Annotated in this window: 17 protein-coding genes; 11 read left to right on the top strand and 6 right to left on the bottom strand. The window is 68.4% G+C overall.

The genetic code is table 11. From position 1 onward, the window contains the following. Positions 1-219 precede the first annotated feature (219 nt). Complete coding sequence (locus ASF60_RS07015) at positions 220-804, top strand: MarR family winged helix-turn-helix transcriptional regulator (protein WP_056182664.1); 585 nt, start codon at positions 220-222, stop codon at positions 802-804. A gap of 112 nt (positions 805-916) precedes the next feature. Here ASF60_RS07015 and ASF60_RS07010 read toward each other — a convergent pair whose 3' ends face one another. After that, positions 917-1,201 carry a hypothetical protein gene (locus ASF60_RS07010; protein ID WP_056182546.1) on the bottom strand — a complete coding sequence of 95 codons (285 nt, stop codon included), beginning with the start codon at positions 1,199-1,201 and terminating at the stop codon, positions 917-919. A 518-nt stretch (positions 1,202-1,719) separates the two neighbouring features. Between ASF60_RS07010 and ASF60_RS25105 the strand changes: the two genes are divergently transcribed. Further along, entirely contained in the window at positions 1,720-1,989 is a 270-nt protein-coding gene (locus ASF60_RS25105; RefSeq protein ID WP_056182543.1) for a hypothetical protein, read from the top strand. 137 nt (positions 1,990-2,126) lie between these two features. Here the strand turns inward: ASF60_RS25105 and ASF60_RS07000 are convergent, their stop codons facing one another. Further along, a complete protein-coding gene (locus ASF60_RS07000; RefSeq protein ID WP_056182540.1) occupies positions 2,127-2,393 on the bottom strand; it encodes a hypothetical protein in 267 nt (88 codons plus the stop codon). A 389-nt stretch (positions 2,394-2,782) separates the two neighbouring features. Between ASF60_RS07000 and ileS the strand changes: the two genes are divergently transcribed. The 9 genes from ileS to bioD all read left to right on the top strand — a co-directional run bounded on the left by ileS (position 2,783) and on the right by bioD (position 13,540). Then, positions 2,783-5,764, top strand: a complete 2,982-nt coding sequence (gene ileS / locus ASF60_RS06995; protein WP_056182537.1) for an isoleucine--tRNA ligase — start codon at positions 2,783-2,785, stop codon at positions 5,762-5,764. Positions 5,765-5,813: 49 nt separating this feature from the next. Beyond that, entirely contained in the window at positions 5,814-6,308 is a 495-nt protein-coding gene (lspA, locus tag ASF60_RS06990; protein ID WP_056182534.1) for a signal peptidase II, read from the top strand. Positions 6,309-6,518: 210 nt separating this feature from the next. Continuing rightward, the gene (locus ASF60_RS06985) at positions 6,519-7,157 is read left to right on the top strand and encodes a hypothetical protein (RefSeq protein ID WP_056182530.1); all 639 of its coding nucleotides are present in this window, start codon (positions 6,519-6,521) and stop codon (positions 7,155-7,157) included. Positions 7,158-7,310: 153 nt separating this feature from the next. Then, the gene (locus ASF60_RS06980) at positions 7,311-8,690 is read left to right on the top strand and encodes a M16 family metallopeptidase (protein ID WP_056182527.1); all 1,380 of its coding nucleotides are present in this window, start codon (positions 7,311-7,313) and stop codon (positions 8,688-8,690) included. Positions 8,691-8,791: 101 nt separating this feature from the next. After that, entirely contained in the window at positions 8,792-10,093 is a 1,302-nt protein-coding gene (locus ASF60_RS06975) for a M16 family metallopeptidase (protein WP_056182524.1), read from the top strand. Positions 10,094-10,254: 161 nt separating this feature from the next. Continuing rightward, complete coding sequence (locus ASF60_RS06970; protein WP_056182522.1) at positions 10,255-10,860, top strand: HupE/UreJ family protein; 606 nt, start codon at positions 10,255-10,257, stop codon at positions 10,858-10,860. 119 nt (positions 10,861-10,979) lie between these two features. Beyond that, positions 10,980-11,915, top strand: a complete 936-nt coding sequence (locus ASF60_RS06965; RefSeq protein WP_056182519.1) for a ring-cleaving dioxygenase — start codon at positions 10,980-10,982, stop codon at positions 11,913-11,915. Between the two features lie 145 nt (positions 11,916-12,060). Beyond that, positions 12,061-12,834, top strand: a complete 774-nt coding sequence (locus tag ASF60_RS06960; protein WP_056182515.1) for a ferredoxin--NADP reductase — start codon at positions 12,061-12,063, stop codon at positions 12,832-12,834. A 13-nt stretch (positions 12,835-12,847) separates the two neighbouring features. Beyond that, complete coding sequence (gene bioD / locus ASF60_RS06955) at positions 12,848-13,540, top strand: dethiobiotin synthase (RefSeq protein ID WP_056182512.1); 693 nt, start codon at positions 12,848-12,850, stop codon at positions 13,538-13,540. A 52-nt stretch (positions 13,541-13,592) separates the two neighbouring features. Here bioD and ASF60_RS06950 read toward each other — a convergent pair whose 3' ends face one another. From ASF60_RS06950 to ASF60_RS06935, 4 genes are read right to left on the bottom strand one after another with little or no spacing between them, the layout of a single operon-like run. Further along, positions 13,593-14,447: a hypothetical protein gene (locus tag ASF60_RS06950; protein WP_056182510.1), complete on the bottom strand. Its 855-nt coding sequence runs from the start codon at positions 14,445-14,447 to the stop codon at positions 13,593-13,595. Continuing rightward, a complete protein-coding gene (locus ASF60_RS06945) occupies positions 14,444-16,498 on the bottom strand; it encodes a glycosyltransferase (protein WP_056182506.1) in 2,055 nt (684 codons plus the stop codon). Before ASF60_RS06945 ends, ASF60_RS06950 begins: the two co-directional genes overlap by 4 nt. Further along, positions 16,495-18,435, bottom strand: a complete 1,941-nt coding sequence (locus ASF60_RS06940; RefSeq protein WP_056182503.1) for a glycosyltransferase — start codon at positions 18,433-18,435, stop codon at positions 16,495-16,497. The genes ASF60_RS06945 and ASF60_RS06940 overlap by 4 nt, the downstream gene beginning before the upstream one ends. After that, positions 18,432-19,166, bottom strand: a complete 735-nt coding sequence (locus ASF60_RS06935) for a hypothetical protein (protein ID WP_056182499.1) — start codon at positions 19,164-19,166, stop codon at positions 18,432-18,434. Before ASF60_RS06935 ends, ASF60_RS06940 begins: the two co-directional genes overlap by 4 nt. Positions 19,167-19,258: the final 92 nt, after the last annotated feature.

Here is a 19,258-nt window from a genome sequence, read left to right as displayed (position 1 = left end):
CTCTTGCGGGCTCGCCCGGGGCGCCTGTCATCGCAGCTTCACATGGGCCGGTCATGCCCGGGCGTGAGAGGATCATCCCGGTTGCTCGTGGATGCATCCGGAATGATGGGCGCGGGCGAGGAGCCATCGCGCTAGGGTCGAAGAAGAGGACGTGCGATGTGGGCGGCTGACGAGCGCGGGACGGCCGAGCCTGGCGAGGGCGGCCTGACCCGTGCGGCGATGGCGTCGCTTCCCGGAGCGGGAAACGACCGGGAGGGCGAGCGCAGCATGGCGAAATCCGACAAGCGCCTCCGTCCTCCGGGCGCCAAGAGCGTCGGTTGGGCCCTGGTCCAGGCCGCGCGCCTGCACCGGTCCCGTATCGGTGACCGCTTGGTTGCCCTCGACCTCTTCGCCGGTCAGGAGCAGGTGGTGCAGGCGCTGGCCGCCGCCGGGACCATGACGATGGGGGATCTCGCCGCGATGCTGCGGGTGCGCCCGCCCACCGCCTCCAAGACGATTTCGCGGCTCGCTGCCCTCGGCTTCGTGGAGCGCCGGGCCGAGGCCGGCGACGGCCGCATCGTGCGCGTGCGGCTTACCGAGACGGGGATGGCCAAGGCTGCGGCCATCGAGCGGCTGTGGGATGATGTCGAGGCGGAACTCCTCGATAGGTTCGACGGCAAGGAGAAGCGTCGGCTTCGCAAGCTCCTGCGCAAGGCCGCCCGCAACCTCGCCGAGGCGTCCGGCGTCACCGGTCACGAGGTCGAGGGCGATTCCGAGATGGATGAGGAGGAGTCGGATTCGCTCGTGGTTCCGGGAGCCCTGTAGACGGGCCGCCCTATGGGTCGGAGACCGCCGTACCCACCCAGCGGCCTTGTGTGCTCACGACAGCCTCTCCGACCTCCTGCACGACCCGAGGCCATCAAGGCTGCAAGGGACCCTACGCCGACAGGTGCGGCTTGGCGTTGACAGCCTCGGGTTTGGCTTTGCGCATCATACCAGACCCCGCATGAACTGCCCGTCGGCGCCGCAGGAAGCGGTTGCGGTTCCGCTCGATCAGGCGCGCCAGGTGGGTGGCGGCGCGATCGAACAACCATAAGACCCCGCAGATCAGGATGGTGATGGTGCAGGTGAGGCCGATCACAAGGCCCCAGATCCCGGGAGCCGGGAGAACCACCAGGGAGACCAGCCCAAATGTGGCAAGTAACGGCACGGCCTTCGTCATGGATCGCCCTCCGAAGGCGGCACTCGTGCCTCTCGCTTGCACCCAACACTCTTAAGGCTTCGGGGCCGTGGTGCGCGAAATCGCGCCGATTTCAAACGTGGGTGAATATCGGGTTTCACGTCCCGTGCGATCGATCCCTTCCGGTTCTCCCTTTCGACTCCTGCTGCCATGGGCGACGCTAGGTCCAGCCCGGTGCAGCTATGCGTGAATGCGGGAATGCGGCTCTGCTCTGAAGCTCCGCGTCACAGGACTGACGCTGGGCCCCACGGCTTTGGCCGAGCTGCGCGCCGAGATTGGGATCGAGCCGTTTGGGGATCGATTCGAGGGCCGCCGCGCCCCGGACAGGGCGCCCGGTCGGCATCGCGCTGACGTGCGGTGCAGGGCCTTCTTCGCCTGCCTCGACGCGTCGGCCGAGACACCGGCTGGTCTGAGGCGACCCACTGCTCTCGACCCCCATGCGCTACGCGGTGAACGTCTCCCTGGTCTTGTTGGTCCTGAACCCGCTGTGAGCGCCCGATGTGGCCCAGACGAATCGGTTCGGTCTCAAGGTCCTGCGCGCGCTGCTGCTGTTCGGAACGACGGCCCTCAGCTTCCGGACCTTGCGCAAGCTCCAACTCGCCGAAACCCCGTCGACCGGGTTCGCCGCGCCCCTGATTGGCACGCTGATCATCGGGCCGCTACTCGGCGAATGGTCGAATCCGCGCCGCTCGGCCTCTTCGGCACGATGGGGCATTGGCGTCTGGTGCTCGCCCACGCCTGAGCGCCCGCAAACGTGCTGGCGTCCTTGATGTCCATCCAACTGCTCTGGTCGTTGGTGCTGGGTAACCTGATCTTCGGCGACGTGCCGGACCGATGGACACTGATCGGTGCGTCCATCGTCATCGGCTCCGAGCCCTACTCTCCTGGCCCAGAAGCGGCGCTCCGCTCAGCGGTGACGGCGATGGTGGGAATGGCCGCGCGACTTCATGCGCGTGCGATAGGCGCGGCGGCCGGGATCGATGCCGAGCGCCCCGTTCACCGTGCCGACCGCGCCTCCGACCGCACCGCCCACGATGCCGCCCACCGGACCGGCGACCCGATCGCCCTCGGCGGCTCCCCGGCGCATTCCACCGGGCAGGCCCTGTGCTTCGGCCGTGCCCGACAGGGCGACGGCGGACAGGACGAGGCTGGCGGCGATCAGAGCTTTTCTCATGATGGTGTCTCCCGATGACGCTGCGTCTCGGCTCATCCTTCAACCAGGACAGGTCCCGAGCGCGTGAGAAACAACGGCCGAGCTTGGAAAAGGTGGCATCGAAAGTTCGGGCCGAACGTGCGGGAGGTCGGAAAGCTCGCTAGTCTCAGGTCGATGCCGCTGCTAGAAGCCGCCAGATGTGCGTTAATGGTGATCCGCGCGGGTGGTTCGGCGTGCCGGACCCGACCCGGTCTCGAATTATGAGCCCGGCCTGCGCCTGAGGGCCGCCGCGGCGGACCCGATGCGAAGGCCGGGAGGGCGATCACTCGCCTCCGTTCCGCTGGCCCTGGGGGCAGATCGCCCACCGACCGCCCGACACCGACCCGCGCCGAAGACCTCACAGACATCCCATGAGCGACCAGACCTCCCCCCCCGTCGTGCCAGGCCGCGACTATTCGAAGACCCTGTTCCTGCCTCAGACCGAGTTCCCGATGCGGGCCGGCCTGCCGGTACGCGAACCTCTGCTTCTCGAGCGATGGGCCGCCACCGGCCTCTATGGACAGATTCGTGCTCAGGCAGCCGGCCGGCCGAAATTCGTGCTGCATGACGGCCCGCCCTACGCCAACGGCAACATCCACATCGGCACGGCGCTGAACAAGATCCTGAAGGACGTTATCGTCCGCGCGCAGGGCGCGCTCGGCTATGACGCCAACTACGTGCCGGGATGGGATTGCCACGGCCTGCCAATCGAATGGAAGATCGAGGAGCAGTACCGCGCCAAGGGCCGCAACAAGGACGAGGTGCCGGTCCTCGAATTCCGCCAGGAGTGCCGGGCCTTCGCGGGGCAGTGGCTCGACGTGCAGCGTGAGGAGTTCAAGCGCCTGGGCGTCACCGGTGATTGGGATCATCCTTACGCCACCATGACGTTCCCCGCCGAGGCCACCATCGCCCGCGAACTCATGGCCTTCGCGATGACGGGCCAGCTCTACCGCGGCTCGAAGCCGGTGATGTGGTCGGTGGTCGAGAAGACAGCTTTGGCCGAAGCCGAAGTCGAATACGAGGACGTCGTCAGCGACGCGATCTTCGCCGCCTTCCGGATCACTGACGGCGCTCCGACGGAGCTTGCACCGGCACGGGTGGTGATCTGGACCACCACGCCCTGGACCATGCCGGCCAACCGGGCGGTCGCCTATTCTAAGAAGGTCGCCTATGGCCTCTACAGGGTCACGGCAGCCGCCGACGACAACTGGGCCAAGGTCGGCGACGCCTATGTCCTTGCGGACACGCTCGCCGCTTCCGTCTTCGCCAGCGCCCGCGTCGAGACCTTCGAGCGCCTGCGCGACGTCGCGCCGACCGAACTCGCCGGCCTGACCCTAAGCCATCCGCTCGCCGCCCACGTGCCCGGTTACGATTTCGCCGTTCCGCTCCTCGATGGCGAACATGTCACGGACGAGGCCGGTACCGGCTTCGTCCACACGGCGCCGAGCCACGGCCGGGAGGATTTCGAGGTCTGGATGGCCAACGGCCGGATGCTGGCTGAGCGCGGCATTGACACCCGCATCCCCTACACGGTGGATGCCGATGGGATGCTGACCGACGAGGCGCCGGGTTTCACGGGAAAACTCGTCTTGAATCACAAGGGCGAGAAGGGCGACGCCAACAAGGCGGTCATCGCTGCTCTCACCGACGCGGGTACCTTGGTGGCGCGTGGCACGCTCAAGCATAGCTACCCGCATTCCTGGCGATCGAAGAAACCGGTCATCTTCCGCAACACCCCGCAATGGTTCATCGCGATGGACCGCCCAGTGGATTCTCTCGGCAACCGAACCCTGCGTGAGGTTGCCGTCCAGGCGATCGAGGAGACCCAGTGGGTACCGCCGCAGGGCAAGAATCGCATCAACGGGATGGTCGCCAACCGGCCAGACTGGGTGGTCTCGCGCCAGCGCGCCTGGGGTGTGCCGATCACGGTCTTCGTCAAGCGCGGTACTCACGAGGTGCTACGCGATGAGCGCGTGAATGCTCGCATCGCTGCCGCCTTCCAGGCGGAGGGCGCCGACGCCTGGTTCACCGATGCGGATGGCGCCCGCTTTCTCGCCCCGGACTACGATCCGGCGGACTATGAAAAGGTCACGGACGTCCTCGACGTCTGGTTCGATTCCGGCTCGACACATGCCTTCGTGCTTGATGATCCTGAGCAGTTTCCAGGTCTCTCCGGCATCAAGCGCCGCCGCGATGGCGGCACCGACACGGTGATGTACCTTGAGGGCTCAGACCAACATCGCGGCTGGTTCCAGTCGTCATTGCTGGAATCCGCAGGCACTCGCGGACGCGCGCCCTACGACATCGTCCTGACCCACGGGTTCGTACTCGACCCCAAGGGCCTGAAGATGTCGAAGTCCAAGGGCAACGTCGTCGCGCCACAGAATGTCATCAAGGATTCCGGTGCCGACATCCTGCGCCTGTGGGTTGCGGCCTCCGACTATGCCGATGACCTACGCATCGGGCCCGAGATCATCAAGACCTTTGCTGAGACATACCGTAAGTTGCGTAACTCGCTGCGATGGATGCTTGGCTCGCTGGCACATTTCGAACCCGGCACCGAGATCGCCCATGCGGACCTGCCCGAACTGGAGCGGCTGATCCGGCACCGCCTCTCCGAACTCGACGGCGAGATCCGCGAAGCCTACGCGACCTTCGACACCAAGCGGGTGGTGGCACTCCTCAACGGTTTCATGACCGGCGATCTCTCGGCTTTCTACTTCGATGTCCGCAAGGACGTGCTCTACTGCGATCCTGCCTCGTCTGCGGTGCGCCGGGCCGCCCTACAGGTTATCGATGAGACCTTGCGCCGGGTTACGATCTGGCTGAGCCCTGTCCTGGCCTTCACGGCCGAAGAGGCGTGGCTCGACCGCTACCCATCCGAAACCGACTCGGTCCATCTCCAGATCCTTCCGGAGACGCCGGCCGCTTGGCGGGACGACGCTCTGGCGACGCGCTGGCAGACCATCCGCCGCGTGCGCCGGGTCGTCACCGGCGCCTTGGAGATCGAGCGCACGGCCAAGCGCATCGGCGCAAGCCTCGAGGCGGCGCCTACCGTGTTCATCGCGGACTCGGCGCTCCGGGCGATCGTCGAGGGCGTCGACTTCGCCGATATCTGCATCACGTCCGCCATCCGGATCACGGACGGGGAAGGCCCGGCGGAGGCCTTCCGCCTCGACGATGTGCGAGGCGTTGCGGTGGTGCCGGCCCTGGCCGAGGGCCGGAAATGCGCCCGGTCCTGGCGGGTGACGCCCGAGGTCGGCAACGACCCGGACTATCCCGACGTGACCCCACGCGACGCCCGCGCCCTGCGCGAGTGGGATGCCGCCCAAGCCCACACGAGTGCCGCGTGAGCCAGCGTCCGCAGCACCCCTTCCCCCAGCCAGGGGGGAGGGCCAAACCATGCACGTAACTCCTTTCCGCCTCGGCCTCTGTGCCCTTCTCCTGACCCTGATCCTCGACCAGGCTTCGAAGCTTTGGCTCTATTTCGGCACCGATCTGGTGCTGACCCAGCCCTGGCGGCTCACGCCCTTCGCCGAGTTCCTCGTCGTCTGGAATCGGGGCGTGTCCTACGGGATGTTTCAGCAGGAGGGTGGCCTCGGCCGCTGGGTTTTGGTGGGGGTGTCCTGCCTGGCGGCCCTCGGCCTGATCTTCTGGATGCGGCGAGCGGAGACGCGTCTGCTCGCCATCGCCCTCGGGCTCGTGGCAGGCGGCGCCATCGGCAACGCCATCGACCGTACGGCCTACGGTGCGGTGTTCGACTTTGTTCACCTCCACTGGCGCACTTGGTCCTGGTACGTCTTTAACATCGCCGATGCGGCCATCGTCGCGGGCGTTGTTGGCCTCATCCTCGACAGCCTGCGGCCGGTACCCCGGCGCACGGGTTCCAGCCTTTGAAACAGGATCGGCATTTCTAGCCGGCCTGTGATCCGTAAGTCACAGTCGGAATCGTTGTGCGGCCGAGGCTGGTACGCAGCGGTCAAGGCGCCATACGATCGCCTGAAACCCAGGTCAGGCCGACAGGGTCGGATCAGGATCGCTGTACACAAGGCGACCATCCGGGCTCGGGCAACCGGGACCCACAACCGGGCGGAGAGCGGGGATAGCATGATCGGGCATCGCGGTTTGCTGTTGGTGATAGCGGGTGTTCTGACCGCCGGGAGCGCGCAGGCGCAGCAGGGCGTCTTCATGCGCGATGCTCTCAGCAACATCGGCCTCATCGAGCCCGAGAAGCCCGCGATCACCTATCGCGAGCGGGCCCCTCTCGTGATGCCGCCCAAGCTCGACGGCAAGGCCCTGCCGGCCCCGCGCCAGCCCGAAGCTTCGGCCCAATGGCCGAAGGATCCCGAAATCGTCCAGCGTGAGCGCGAACGCGAGGAGGCTAAGAAGCCCATCGCGCGAGGTGCACAGGGCCGGATGAACGACAACAACATGACCCTGTCGATCGACGAGATGCGTGGCGGGCGCCGCGCCAGTGCCCAGACCCGTACCGAGCCGGGGCGCCCCGAAGGCGAGAACGATGACCGGAACTCGTTCTGGTCGAACCCCTTCGGCCTGCGCTCCGCCGAAGTCGCTGAGCCGTCGGCTGTCGAGCCCGATCGCGACGTGCTCACCGATCCGCCCAATGGCTATCGCAAGCCGCCCCGTAAGGTTGCCAAGACCAATGGCGACCCCGTGAACAATCCCTACCGCGAGCGCGAAGAATCCGATCCGGGCGCCTATGTGCGTGCGCGCTCAGCGAACTGAACTCCGGGTCAGTCTCGGCGCCGCGCAGGGTGCGGGCGTCGCGAGAGAACCCGTTTCCTGCCCCTCCGACGCACCCCCGTGGCGTGGAGCCGGCGCAATGCCAACATGACGGATGGCGCTCGCAAGCGGCCAGCCGCGGAAGGAAGAGCTTCGATGCATCTGTTCAGGAAGGACACGCCCCTCTTCGGACCGACGCGCCGGCACGGCAGCGCCGGTCGGGCGGAAGCCGCTCCCTTCGGACGCTCCGAGGCAGGTGGGCCCGAGGTCAGTGCCTTCGCCCTCGACAATGGACTCGATGTCGTCGTCGTTCCCGATCACCGCGCCCCGGTCGTCACGCATATGGTGTGGTACCGCAACGGCTCGGCCGATGATCCGCTCGGCCAGTCAGGCATCGCCCACTTCCTTGAGCACCTGATGTTCAAGGGGACCGAACAGCACCCGATCGGCGCCTTCTCCAAGGCTGTCTCCGGCCTCGGCGGCCAGGAGAACGCCTTCACCTCCTACGATTACACCGCCTATTTCCAGCGCGTCGCCCGCGATCACCTGCGAACGATGATGGAATTCGAGGCCGACCGCATGACCGGTCTCGTCCTCGACGATGCCGTTGTGGCGCCCGAGCGCGACGTGGTGCTGGAAGAGCGCCGCATGCGGGTCGAGACCGACCCGTCGGCGCAGCTGTCCGAGGCGATGGCCGCCTCGCTCTTCGTGCACCATCCCTACGGCACGCCGATCATCGGCTGGATGCACGAGATCGAGCAGCTGAACCGCACGCACGCTCTCGACTATTACAAGCGCTTCTACACGCCGGAGAATGCCATCCTGGTGGTTGCCGGCGACGTAACCCCAGATGACGTTCGCCGCATGGCCGACGACACCTACGGCCGCGTCACTCCGCAGGGCACCCGGCCGCTGCGCATCCGCGCCAAGGAGCCGGAGCCGCGGGCGCTCCGCCGCCTCGCGGTCGCCGATCCCAAGGTCGAGCAGCCGACCCTGCAGCGCCTCTACCTGACCCCGTCCTGCATTACTGCGCGAGACGGCGAATGCCATGCGCTCGAACTGCTCGCTGAGGTCATGGGCGGTGGCTCGACCTCCTACCTTTACCGCAAGCTGGTGATGGAACTCGGCGTCGCCGTGAATGCCGGCGCCTGGTACATGGGCTCGGCCATCGACGACACCCGCTTCTCGGTCTACGCGATCCCGGCCGAAGGCGTCAGCCTGGAGAAGCTGGAGGAGGAGGTCGACCGCGTCCTCCGCCGCGTTCCCTCCGAGGCCTTGAGCACGGAAGCAATCGAGCGGGCCAAGACGCGGCTCGTGGCCGAGACGGTTTACTCCTCCGACAGCCAGTCCTCGCTGGCCCGCATCTACGGCTCGGCCCTCGCCATCGGCGAGTCGATCGAGGAGGTCCGGCGCTGGCCCTCCGACATCGAGGGCGTGACGCAGGCGCGCCTCGCGGCGGTGGCCGAGCGCTACCTGACGCCGTCCCGCTCCGTGACCGGTTACCTGACCAAGGCTCGCGACGCCGAAGCAGCCTGAGGCCTTTCAGGCCGCGCGGCCGATCCGACCCCGCGGCTGGCCGATCCCCTTTGAGAGGCCGCGGCCCTGCCGCCGCGCCCTACGCACAGCATGAGGTTCCCATGAACGTGGCCACCACCGACCTGCTCGACACGTCCGCCACCCGCTCCGCGACCTCGCCGACCCAGGCCGTTCCCGTCGCGACCGCCCCCGGCATCGAGGCGTGGCACGTCGAATCCCCGGTGGTGCCGCTGATCGCCCTGGCCTTCACCTTCGAGGGCGGCGCGGCCCAGGACCCGGAGGGCAAGGCCGGCGTGGCCCAGATGCTCGCTCGCCTTCTCGACGAAGGGGCAGGCGACCTGTCCTCGGACGCCTTCCAGGAGCGCCTCGCGGCCCGGGCCATCGAACTCTCGTTCCATGCTGGCTCCGATGCCCTTGGCGGCTCGCTCAAGATGCTGATCAAGCATGCGGACGAAGCCATCGACCTCCTCGCGCTCGCCCTGGCCAAGCCGCGCCTCGACCCCGACGCCATCGAGCGGGTGCGGGCTCAGACCCTGGCTGGCCTGCGCTACCAGCAGAACGATCCAGGTGTGATGGCCTCGCGCCGCTTCTTCGCCGAGGCCTATGCCGGCCATCCCTACGCCCGCCCGTCGTCCGGCACGCCCGAGAGCATCGCGGCGATCACCCGCGACGATCTCGTGACGATGCATCGCCAGATCATCGGGCGTGGCGGTTTGAAGGTCGCGGCGGTGGGCGCCATCGACGCCGCACGGCTGGCGGAAAGCCTCGACCGGGCCTTCGGCAGGCTCGCTCTGGCCGCCCCCCTCAAGGCCGTGCCTCAGACCCGGATGCAGAACATCGGCGCGCGTCACGTCGTCGACCTCGACGTCCCGCAATCGGTGATCCGCTTCGGCATGAACGGCGTGCCCTGGCGCGACCCCGACTTCATTCCGGCCTACGTTCTCAACCACATCCTCGGCGGCGGCTCCTTCACCTCCCGTTTGTTCCAAGAGGTGCGCGAGAAGCGCGGTCTCGCCTATTCGGTGGGCACGTCGCTGGTCAGCCACCGCGCCGCGTCGATGACCTGGGGCTACACCGCCACCAAGAACGAGCGCGTCGGCGAGGCCCTGTCGGTGATCGGCGAAGAGATCGGCCGCCTCATCACCGAGGGTCCGTCCGACGAGGAGTTGCAGAAGGCGAAGGACTATCTCACCGGCTCCTACGCCCTCGGCTTCGATACCTCGACCAAGATCGCCCACCAGCTGGTGCAGATCGCCTTCGAAGGCCTCGGCATGGACTATATCGCCCGCCGCAACGATCTCGTCGCCAACGTGACCCAGGCCGATATCCGCCGCGCCGGCGCCCGCACCTTCGCGGATGGGAAGATGCTGGTGGTGGCCGCCGGGCGACCCACCGATTTCTGACGGGGCACCGATTTCCCCAGGCGCTGCGGACGAACCGCCGCGCTGCGGACCGGGTTCTTGGGACTGTACGCGGGCACGGCGGTTGCTAGGGTGCGGTTGCTAGTGTCTGCCAGAGCGGCGGCGATGCCGCGCCGCTCGCTTTCAAGCTCGGGACAGTCCGGATGACCTCACGCCTTGCCTCCCTGCCGGTTCGCCTTGCCCTTGTGGCAGCGATGGGCCTCGCTGCGACGCCCGCCCTGGCGCATCCGGGCCATGAGGCGGCCAGCGGGTTGGCACAGGGCTTCCTCCATCCCTTGAGCGGCCTCGACCATCTCCTCGCCATGGTGGCGGTTGGCCTCATCGCGGCGCGGATCGGCGGCCGAGCCCTCGTCCTGGTGCCTCTGTCCTTCCTTGGCATGATGGCTGTCGGCGGAGCGTTGGGTGCTGCGGGCATCGGACTTCCCTTCGTGGAAATCGGCATCGCCCTCTCGGTGGTCGTGCTGGGCGCCTCGCTGGCCCTGCGGCCTGCCCTGCCTGTTGCTGCCGCCATGGTGCTGGTTGGCGCGTTCGCGGTGTTCCACGGGCATGCCCATGGTGCCGAGATGCCGGAGACGGGCTCGGGCCTCGCCTACGGACTTGGATTCCTCGGTGCGACTGCGCTCCTGCACGCGGTCGGACTCGGTCTTGGCCTGTCCGCCGGGCGTCTGGCCCGCAGCCTCGCCGCCGTGCGGGTCGCCGGCGCTGGTCTGGCCGTTGCCGGCCTCGGCCTTCTGGCCGGCGCTTTCTGAGCACTACGCCCAACTTCCTTGCACGTCTCCGATCGCACGGCCCCCGCGAGGGGGCCGTTTTGTGTTCGGTGGGCGGCGCACCTATCTGACGGCATCGCCCGTCGCTCAAGGGTCAGCCGATGCAGCTCACCGGAATTCACCATCTCACCGCCATCACCGCGCAGGCCGCAGACAACCTGGCCTTCTACACGCGGGTGCTCGGCCTGCGTCTGGTGAAGAAGACGGTGAACCAGGACGACGTGTCGGCTTACCACCTGTTCTATGCCGATGGCCGTGCCTCGCCCGGCACCGACGTCACCTTTTTCGACTGGCCGGCCCCGCCGGAGCGGCGCGGCACCAACAGTATCAGCCGCACCGGCCTGCGAGTCTCGGGCGCCGCCGCGATCGCGTGGTGGCGCGAGCACTTGGCACGGCAGGGCGTGACCCACGCTGTGCCGATGGAGCGTGACGGTCGCCTCACCCTCGATTTCGAGGATGGTGAGGGACAGCGCCTGATGCTGGTGGATGATGGGGGCGTTGGGGAGGCCCATCCCTGGGCCGGAAGTCCCGTGCCGGCCGAGCACCAGATCCGCGGACTCGGGCCGATCCGCTTGAGTGTGGGACAGATCGCGCGGACTGAAGCGGTCCTGACCGACATCCTCGGCATGAGCCACGATCGCAACTATGAGCTGCCCGAAGGCGAGGTCCGCGTTTACCGCATGGGAGCCGGTGGTCCAGCCGCTGAACTTCACCTCCTCGCCGAGCCGAAGCTCGGCCCTGCGCATCAAGGCGCGGGCGCCGTCCACCACGTCGCGTTCCGGATTCCGGATGCCGAGTATCAGGCTTGGGCCGACCGTCTCCGGGTGCGACGGATTCCTTCCAGCGGGCCGGTGGATCGCTACTACTTCCGCAGTCTCTACTTCCGCGAGCCCAACGGCATCCTGTTCGAGATCGCCACCGACGGTCCGGGCTTTGCCACCGACGAGCCCCTTGAGACGCTGGGCGAACGCCTCGCTCTGCCGCCTTTTCTCGAAAGCCGCCGTGCAGAGATCGAGACGGGGTTGAAGCCGCTGTGAGGCAAAACCGAAGAATTAAGAACGATTCCAGACCATTGCCCCCAGCGCACCTGCGTACGCGCGCCGCCTTGACGCGCCCACCGCAGGTGCGAGAAGACCCCACGCAAAGCTTCGAGATTCGAGCGAAATTCGAGACGGACCGTCGATGAGCAAGTTCAACGAGGAGCGTGTGCTGAGCGTCCATCACTGGACCGACACGCTGTTCTCCTTCCGCACCACCCGCGATCCCGCCTTCCGTTTCCGCAACGGCGAGTTCGTGATGATGGGCCTCGAGGTCGAGGGCCGTCCGCTCTTGCGCGCCTACAGCGTCGTGTCGGCCAATTACGAGGAGGAACTGGAGTTCTTCTCGATCAAGGTTCCGAACGGCCCGCTCACCTCGAAGCTGCAGCACCTCAAGGTCGGTGACCCGATCATCGTCGGCAAGAAGCCGACCGGTACCCTGGTGCTCGACAACCTGATGCCGGGCAGGAACCTCTACCTGCTCGGCACCGGCACCGGCCTGGCGCCCTTCATGTCGATCATCAAGGACCCGGAAACCTACGATCGCTTCGAGAAGGTCGTCCTCGTCCACGGCTGCCGCCAAGTGCAGGAACTCGCCTATGGCGAGACCATCACGCAGGACCTGCCGAACCACGAATTCCTCGGCGAGGTCATCAGCGCCGGTTTGATCTACTACCCGACCGTGACCCGCGAGCCCTTCCGCAACCGCGGCCGCATCACCGATCTGATGACCTCCGGCAAGCTGTTCGAGGATATCGGTCTGCCGCCGATGTCGGTGGAGAACGATCGGTTCATGCTGTGCGGCTCGCCCGACATGATCCGCGACACCCGCCAGCTGCTCACAGACGGTGGCTACGAGGAGGGCAATCACGGCGAGGCCGGCCACTACGTCATCGAGAAGGCGTTTGTCGAGAAGTGAGTCTTACCGGGAGGTGAGCGGAGCCCGCGCCGTCTTCATCGCCGGTGCCGGGACCGAGATCGGCAAGACCTACGTCACCGCCGCGCTGACGCGGCGTCTGCACGACCGGGGCCGTACCGTACGCACTCTGAAGCCCTTGGCGAGCGGGGTTCCGCCGCTCGGTACCCCCGGTTTTGCGGACAGTGATACAGCGCGCCTGCTTGCGGCGCAGGGCCTGCCCGTGACGCTTCGCACCGTAGAAGCCTGCTCGCCCTGGCGCTTCGCCGCGCCGCTCAGCCCCGATCTCGCCGCCGCGCAAGAGGGCCGGACCCTGGCCCTGGATGACCTTGTCGACTGGTGCCGGACCGAGATGGCCGGGATCTCGCCCGGCGGTACCCTCCTGATCGAGGGGGTCGGCGGTCTGATGAGTCCGGTGACCGGCGACGCGACCGGCCTCGACTGGCTCAAGGCCCTCCGCCTGCCGGCCCTCATGGTCTCGGGGTCCTATCTCGGAGCCATCAGCCACGCCCTCACGGCCGCCGAAACCCTAGGCGCCCACGGGGTTCCACTCCGCGGGATCGTCGTTTGCGAGAGCCCGAACGCGCCGACGTCACCGGATTTCGTGGCGGCGGCACTCCGTCGCCATCAGGGTCGCCATCAGGCTGTCCCGGTCATCGTCATCGCCCGCGACGGCGACTGCCCGGATGCTCTGGCCGACCTCGTCTGACCCGCAGGGCCATCGAACGAGCCCGACAAGACGGACGGGGGCGCTTCCCGCTTCAGAGGACTTGGATCGACAGCGCGCCGGCTGGGCAGATCCGCAACACGTGCGGGCGTTCTGGCACCACGTCCCAAATCCGTGCCTCAGCGTAGCGCAGCTGGATCGTCCCGCCCGGTCCAGGTCCGTGGAAGGCATGCTCCAGGGCGAGCACCAGGGTGGGACGCGGTGGATGCGGTCGAAGGGTGGTGTCGACCGTCAGCGTGATCGCATCGGCCGCCGAATGTGCGAAGGCGTCGAAGCTCTGCACCAGCCCGTCGATTTCGGCTCCGTCCAGGGTCAGCACGAGGCAGAGGCGGGGCAGGGCGGTGGGGCAGGCGGTGGCCGGCACGTCCCGTCGCAGGGTCACGCTGAAACGCGACGAACCCTGCGCCGGATAGACCCAGCGATGGGCTTCCCGCACTCCCTGGAAGGGCACCCATTCCTCTGGCTGCGATGCAGAGGGGGCTGCGACCCGGCCCTCGGCCCGGCCGTCCTGGCGGTAATGCAGCAGGGGGTTGACCCCAGCGGCCCCGATATCGGGATAGCGCGCCACATACATCAGGGTGCTGAAATTCGGGTTCGGATCAAGGCCGGCCTTCGCGCCGAAGCGCAGGTAGTGGCGCACCGGGTCGAGGCGGATGCGGCCGCTCTGGTGCTTGTAGAAGGCAGTGTCGAAATCGGCGCTGGGGTCGCGGTTCTGCGCCGCCCCGCGCCACACGTAGTGCAGAAACGGGTCGATGCCGGAGCGGGCCACGTCCGGATGCTGGGTCCGGTAGTAACCGGCGTCGAACAGACGGGGCACGCGCCCCAGGGTCACCCGGCGGAACAGAGTGGTGGCGATGCGGATGAGGCGGGGCGGCAGCGGGATCGTCATGTGAAGGTCGGCGCCTCGCACAGGCGGCGCAGGACCGCACCGAAAGTCTCGGCGTCGTCATCGCGGGCGAGCTGGGCGAGGCCGTTCTGCTGAACCTGGGTCCAAGCGGACTCGGTCTGGTGCAGCTGCGCCAGCGTCTCGGCAAAGCCTGGTGGATCGTGCCAATCATGGACCCGGTACCCCGTGCCGTCCGGCCAACCCATCTGCCCGGCCAGGATAGGCGTGACGACGCTCGGCAGGCCACGTGTCACGGTCTCCAGCACCTTGTGCGGGATGCCGGCGGCGAAGCGCGTCGGCGCCACGGCGACGCGGGCGGCATCGAGCGCGGGCCCGATGTCGTCGACCCGACCCAGCACGGTGACGCCGGGCCGGGTCAGCCGCTCGGCAATGGACGGCGCGACGGTGCCGATGATGGTGATGCGCGCCTCCGGCAGGAGCGTCCGTAGAGGAGTCCAGACCTCTCCAAAGAACCAGTCGAGGGAATCGATGTTGGGCTCTCCCTCGCGGGAAAGGGAGCCAATAAAGACGAAGCCCGCGCGGGCCGCGAAGCCGGGGGGATTTGGATGCGGTGCCTGGAGATGGCCGAGCACCACAGGATCGGCGATGCCGGCGTGCCGGAGCAGCCGCGCATCGGCGGGTGAGACGCAGACCACGTTGTCGGCCGCCGCCACCGGCCGGAGTTCCAGTGCCGTGGCTCGAGCCAGCGCCGGTCCCGGGGCCGGTCGGCCCTTGAGGGTAGCGATGACGAAGTCGCGCAGGGCGTAGAGGGATTCGCAGTCGAACACCACGCGGGAGCGCCCGACATCCCGGGGGCTCAGGCCGAGGTCGTGCAGGACCTCGCAGACCATGCGGACATGCGGCGGACGGCTGACCCAGAGCACATCGTAGAAACCGGCGCGTTCGCTGACGAGGCGTCGGAAACCCTCCCGCCCACAGGGCTCGATCACCTCGATCCGATCGGAAAGGTCACGGTAGGTCCGCGCCGGTTCCTCGCGCTCGCCGTAGACCGAACACACCGTCACCGCGTAGCCGAGATCCGCCATCGCGTTGACGATGGTGTTGGCGCGCGGCAGCCCGGCCCCGAGATCCTGGTGTGGCGCCCGGTCGTCGACATAGAGGATGCGCAGGGCGAAGGGCGCGTCGTCGCGGGGTCCGAACCCGGTGCGTGCCGGCCCCTGCCCGAATAGCCAGCCCCGATGCCGCTCGCGGAAGCGGCTGCGGTTGCGGTCGAGCAACGCTTCGACGTCGGCGCGCCGGACGCTGGTGGCGCTCTCCACGTGGATCGCGATGCTGCGCGGCTGATAGACGACGCGCCGCCCGGCCTGCTGGCAGCGCAGGCACAGATCGGTATCCTCGAAATAGGCCGGCGCGAACCAGTCGTCGAAGCCGCCGAGCATGGTGAACAGTGCGGCCTTGATCATCAGCACTGCCCCGGAGACGTAGCCGACGTCGCGGGTGTAGGAGGCCTCTGGAGCGAAGGGGTCGAGACCGCCCCGCCCATGGGGATGGGTGAGCTGCGGATCGTCCTGGAAGCCCGCGCCGGCCTCCTGCAGGATGCCGCCAGGGAACACCAGCCGGGCGCCGACGATGCCGATATCGTCGGATTCCGAGAAGGTCGCCACCAGGGCCGCCAGGGCGCCGGGCATCAGGTCGACATCGGGATTGAGGAACAGCAGGTACCGGCCCCGCGCCTTGGCCGCGCCCTGGTTGCAGGCCGGGCCGAAACCGATGTTTTCGTCGTTGAGGTGGATCTGCGCCCCGTCGATCCGGCCGAACAGCGCCCGGGTTTCCGGATCGGAGGCGTTGTCGATCAGGATCACCTCGAAGGCCGGGCCGGCGAAGGCCTGCTGCGCGGCGAGCTTGGCCAGCGTCCAGGCCAGCAGGTGCCGGGCCCCGCGCGAGACCATGACGACCGAGACCAGGGGCTCGGCCTCGGGCCGGAACGCGAGGCGTATGTCGTTGAGGAACAAGGCGTTCCAGATCAGGGCGCCCTCGACCAGGGCCGCCTTGCGGCCGGAGGGCGCGTCGAGGATGTCGGGGGCAGCCATCATGGCAGGGGTTCCTCTGCCGAGGCGATCTCGGACAGGATGGTGATCCGCCCGATGAGATCGTCGTGCAGGAACAGGATCTTAGACGGACCCGCGTGGACGGGCTCGAGGCCCGCGAAGGTCAGGGCGGCGGGGGCGGCCGGAAGGTCCGCACGGGCCGTGGTATACAGAAGACCCAGGCTGGTATTCAAAGAGGTGACGCGTTGCAACGTGATCTCCCGCGTCGACGCCCCGATCTGGAAGGCCGCGTTGGGGTGAGTCCCGAACGCGAGGTGGCGCGGGAGCGACAGGGCGAGCAGCGCCCCCTCTCCGGTGAGGCCGACGAGGCGCGCCTCGGCCTCCCAATCCGCGGCGACATCCGCCAGCTCGGCCGCGAGTTCGGCCCGGAGGGAAGGGGGCAGCCGCCGCTCGCGGACCCATTCCGGCGACAGGGCGAGGTGGAGCCCGGCAAGGCAGGTCTCTTGGCCGGTCTCTTGGCCGGTCTCTTGGCCGGTCTCTTGGCCGGTCTCTGGACTGGTCCCCTGGTCGATCCCTTGGTCGGTCCCCGATGATCCGGCACCGGCCCTGGCAAACCAGCGCCGGCGCAAGGGGGTGTAGGGGGCGGCGCCCGGCGGTCCGGCGCGCTCGGTGGCGATCAGCCGCCCGAGATCGGGATGGTCGCGGAGGTCCGACCGCAGCGAGGTCTCGCAGGCGAGACGTCCGTGCCGGAGGGGCATGGACACGAGGAAGGTGGCCGGCTGCGCGGGATCGCTCGACGCCGGCTCGTCCGGGCCGGATGTGTCCGCGTCCCAGGCGGGAAGCATGGCCAGCAAATCGGTTTCCGCCTGCTCGGCTCCCTTGTTGTAGCCGGCAAATAGAGCTTCGCAGGCACGGGTCAGCGCGGCGAGTCCGGTCGCGTCCGAGGCCAGCGCCAGGACCATGTCCTTGACCGCCTGCCCGGTCTGTAGGCGGTGGGCCGGCGCCACCGGGTCGAAGCCCTCGAAGCCGAGAGCGGTGCCGATGACCGGTTTGCCGAAGGACAGGGCTTCGGCGACCTTCATCTTCAGCCCGCTGCCCATCAGGATCGGGGCGACCACGAGGTCGACGTCGTCGTAGAAGTCCTCCAGCCGCGGGACGTAGCCGGCGCGGATCACCCCCGGCGATGTGGCCGGGCCGAGGCTGTTGCTGATCTCGCCGGCGATCACGAGTTCGGGCCGCCCCGGCACCCAATCCGCGCTCCAGGCGGCGGCGAAATGCCGGATCGAGAACAGGTTCGGGTCGTTGCCGTGGCCGAGGAAGCCGATGCGCGTCAGCCGGGTCGGCGCCGCGAACGGGCGTCGGGCCAGGAAGCGGGGCGGCAGGAGGTGGACGCGCCGGTCGGTGAGGGTCCGAAAATAGGCGGCCTCCTCGGATTGGATCGCCAGGACGATGTCGGCGCGGGCGAGGCCGGCCGCCTCGCCGGCCCGGTCGGTGTAGAAGAAGTTCGGCTCGGCCCGGAACGGCCGGTACTGGCGCTGCCGGTCGGCGAAGCGGTCATGCGTGTCGATCAGCTTCAGCATGCCCGGGGGCGCCGCTTCGAGCGCCCGCGACAGGAACACGTAGTTCACCAGAATCGCGCGGGTTTCGGGATAGGCCTGGCCGTACCAGGCCACGAAGGCGCCGACCGCGTCGGGGCACCAATCGTCGATGCCGAAGCCGCGCGCCCGCGTGGTGAGCGGGATCGTGCCCTGGGGCTCGATCCGGAAGGTGTGCCGGAACAGTCCCGCCGCCTCGGCCTCGTCGGTGGGCGGGTGCTGCCCGAAGCGCCGGTAGATCTGATCCTCGTGGGCGTAGGTCGCGAGGTCGATGGCGAAGCCGCCGCGCTGGAGGGACAGGCAGGTGGTCAACAACCGGCGCCGATTGCCGGCGCTGGTCGGGAAGGCCGGCATGGGCGCCACCACGAGGATCGCAGGGGGGCTCATCCGCGGGGCTTCCCGATCGTGGCCGGAGTGACGCTGCCGGTTCCGAGCAGGAGCGCCTGCGCCACCGCGAGGTCCCGGGGATTGCCCCAGACGGTTTCCAGGCCGAGGCGCGTCTCGGGCGCAGGCCCGAAGCGCAGGTCGGCCCGCACCACCCGCGCGCAGCTCCACGTCGTCCCGGCCCGGACCAGGAGATAGTTCGGCACCCCGGAGCCCGAGAGCGTGGCCTGGCTGTCGCTGTCGCGCGCGATGGCGAGGCGGGGCGCCGCGTCCCGCGCCGGCATGTCCCGCGCCGGCATGTCCGGCACCGGCGTTTCCAGGAAGGCGGGGGCCAGGAGCGGGAACAGCGTCGCCAGGGCGTCCAGGGTGGCCGGCGTCACCGCCGCGAGCACGGCGCCCGCCAGGGCCGCGCGCGCGGGCGCCGTCAGCTCGGCGACCGGGCGCGGCTTCGGACATGTGAGGGCCACCTCGCGGAAATGCGTCGCCAGCACCAAGGTGCCGCCCTTCGCCAGGGCCGCCCCGGCATCCGCCAGGACGAGCAGTCCGGCCGGGTCCCGCGCGTCGGCGCCAAAGCCAGTGAAGGCCCAGGTCAGCAGGCCGACGCCCGCCGGCCCCGCGATCCCGAGGGGAATCGGCAGGTCCGTGCCCACGGGGTAGCGGCAGACCAGCACGCCGTTGCCGGCCGCGAACAGGCGAGCCTCGCTGACATCGGGGTGGTCGGGGGGGGCGGTCATGCGGCCTTGGGATGTGATGGGCGGGTGATTGCGCGGAGGTCGGTCGGCCGAGGGTCATCCGAACCCCCCTGCGATCGCCTCGTCACCACAAG

The sequence above is a fragment of the Methylobacterium sp. Leaf113 genome, assembly GCF_001423325.1.
In the GTDB taxonomy this organism is placed as follows: domain Bacteria; phylum Pseudomonadota; class Alphaproteobacteria; order Rhizobiales; family Beijerinckiaceae; genus Methylobacterium.
This window is presented reverse-complemented; position numbering and strand designations above follow the sequence as displayed.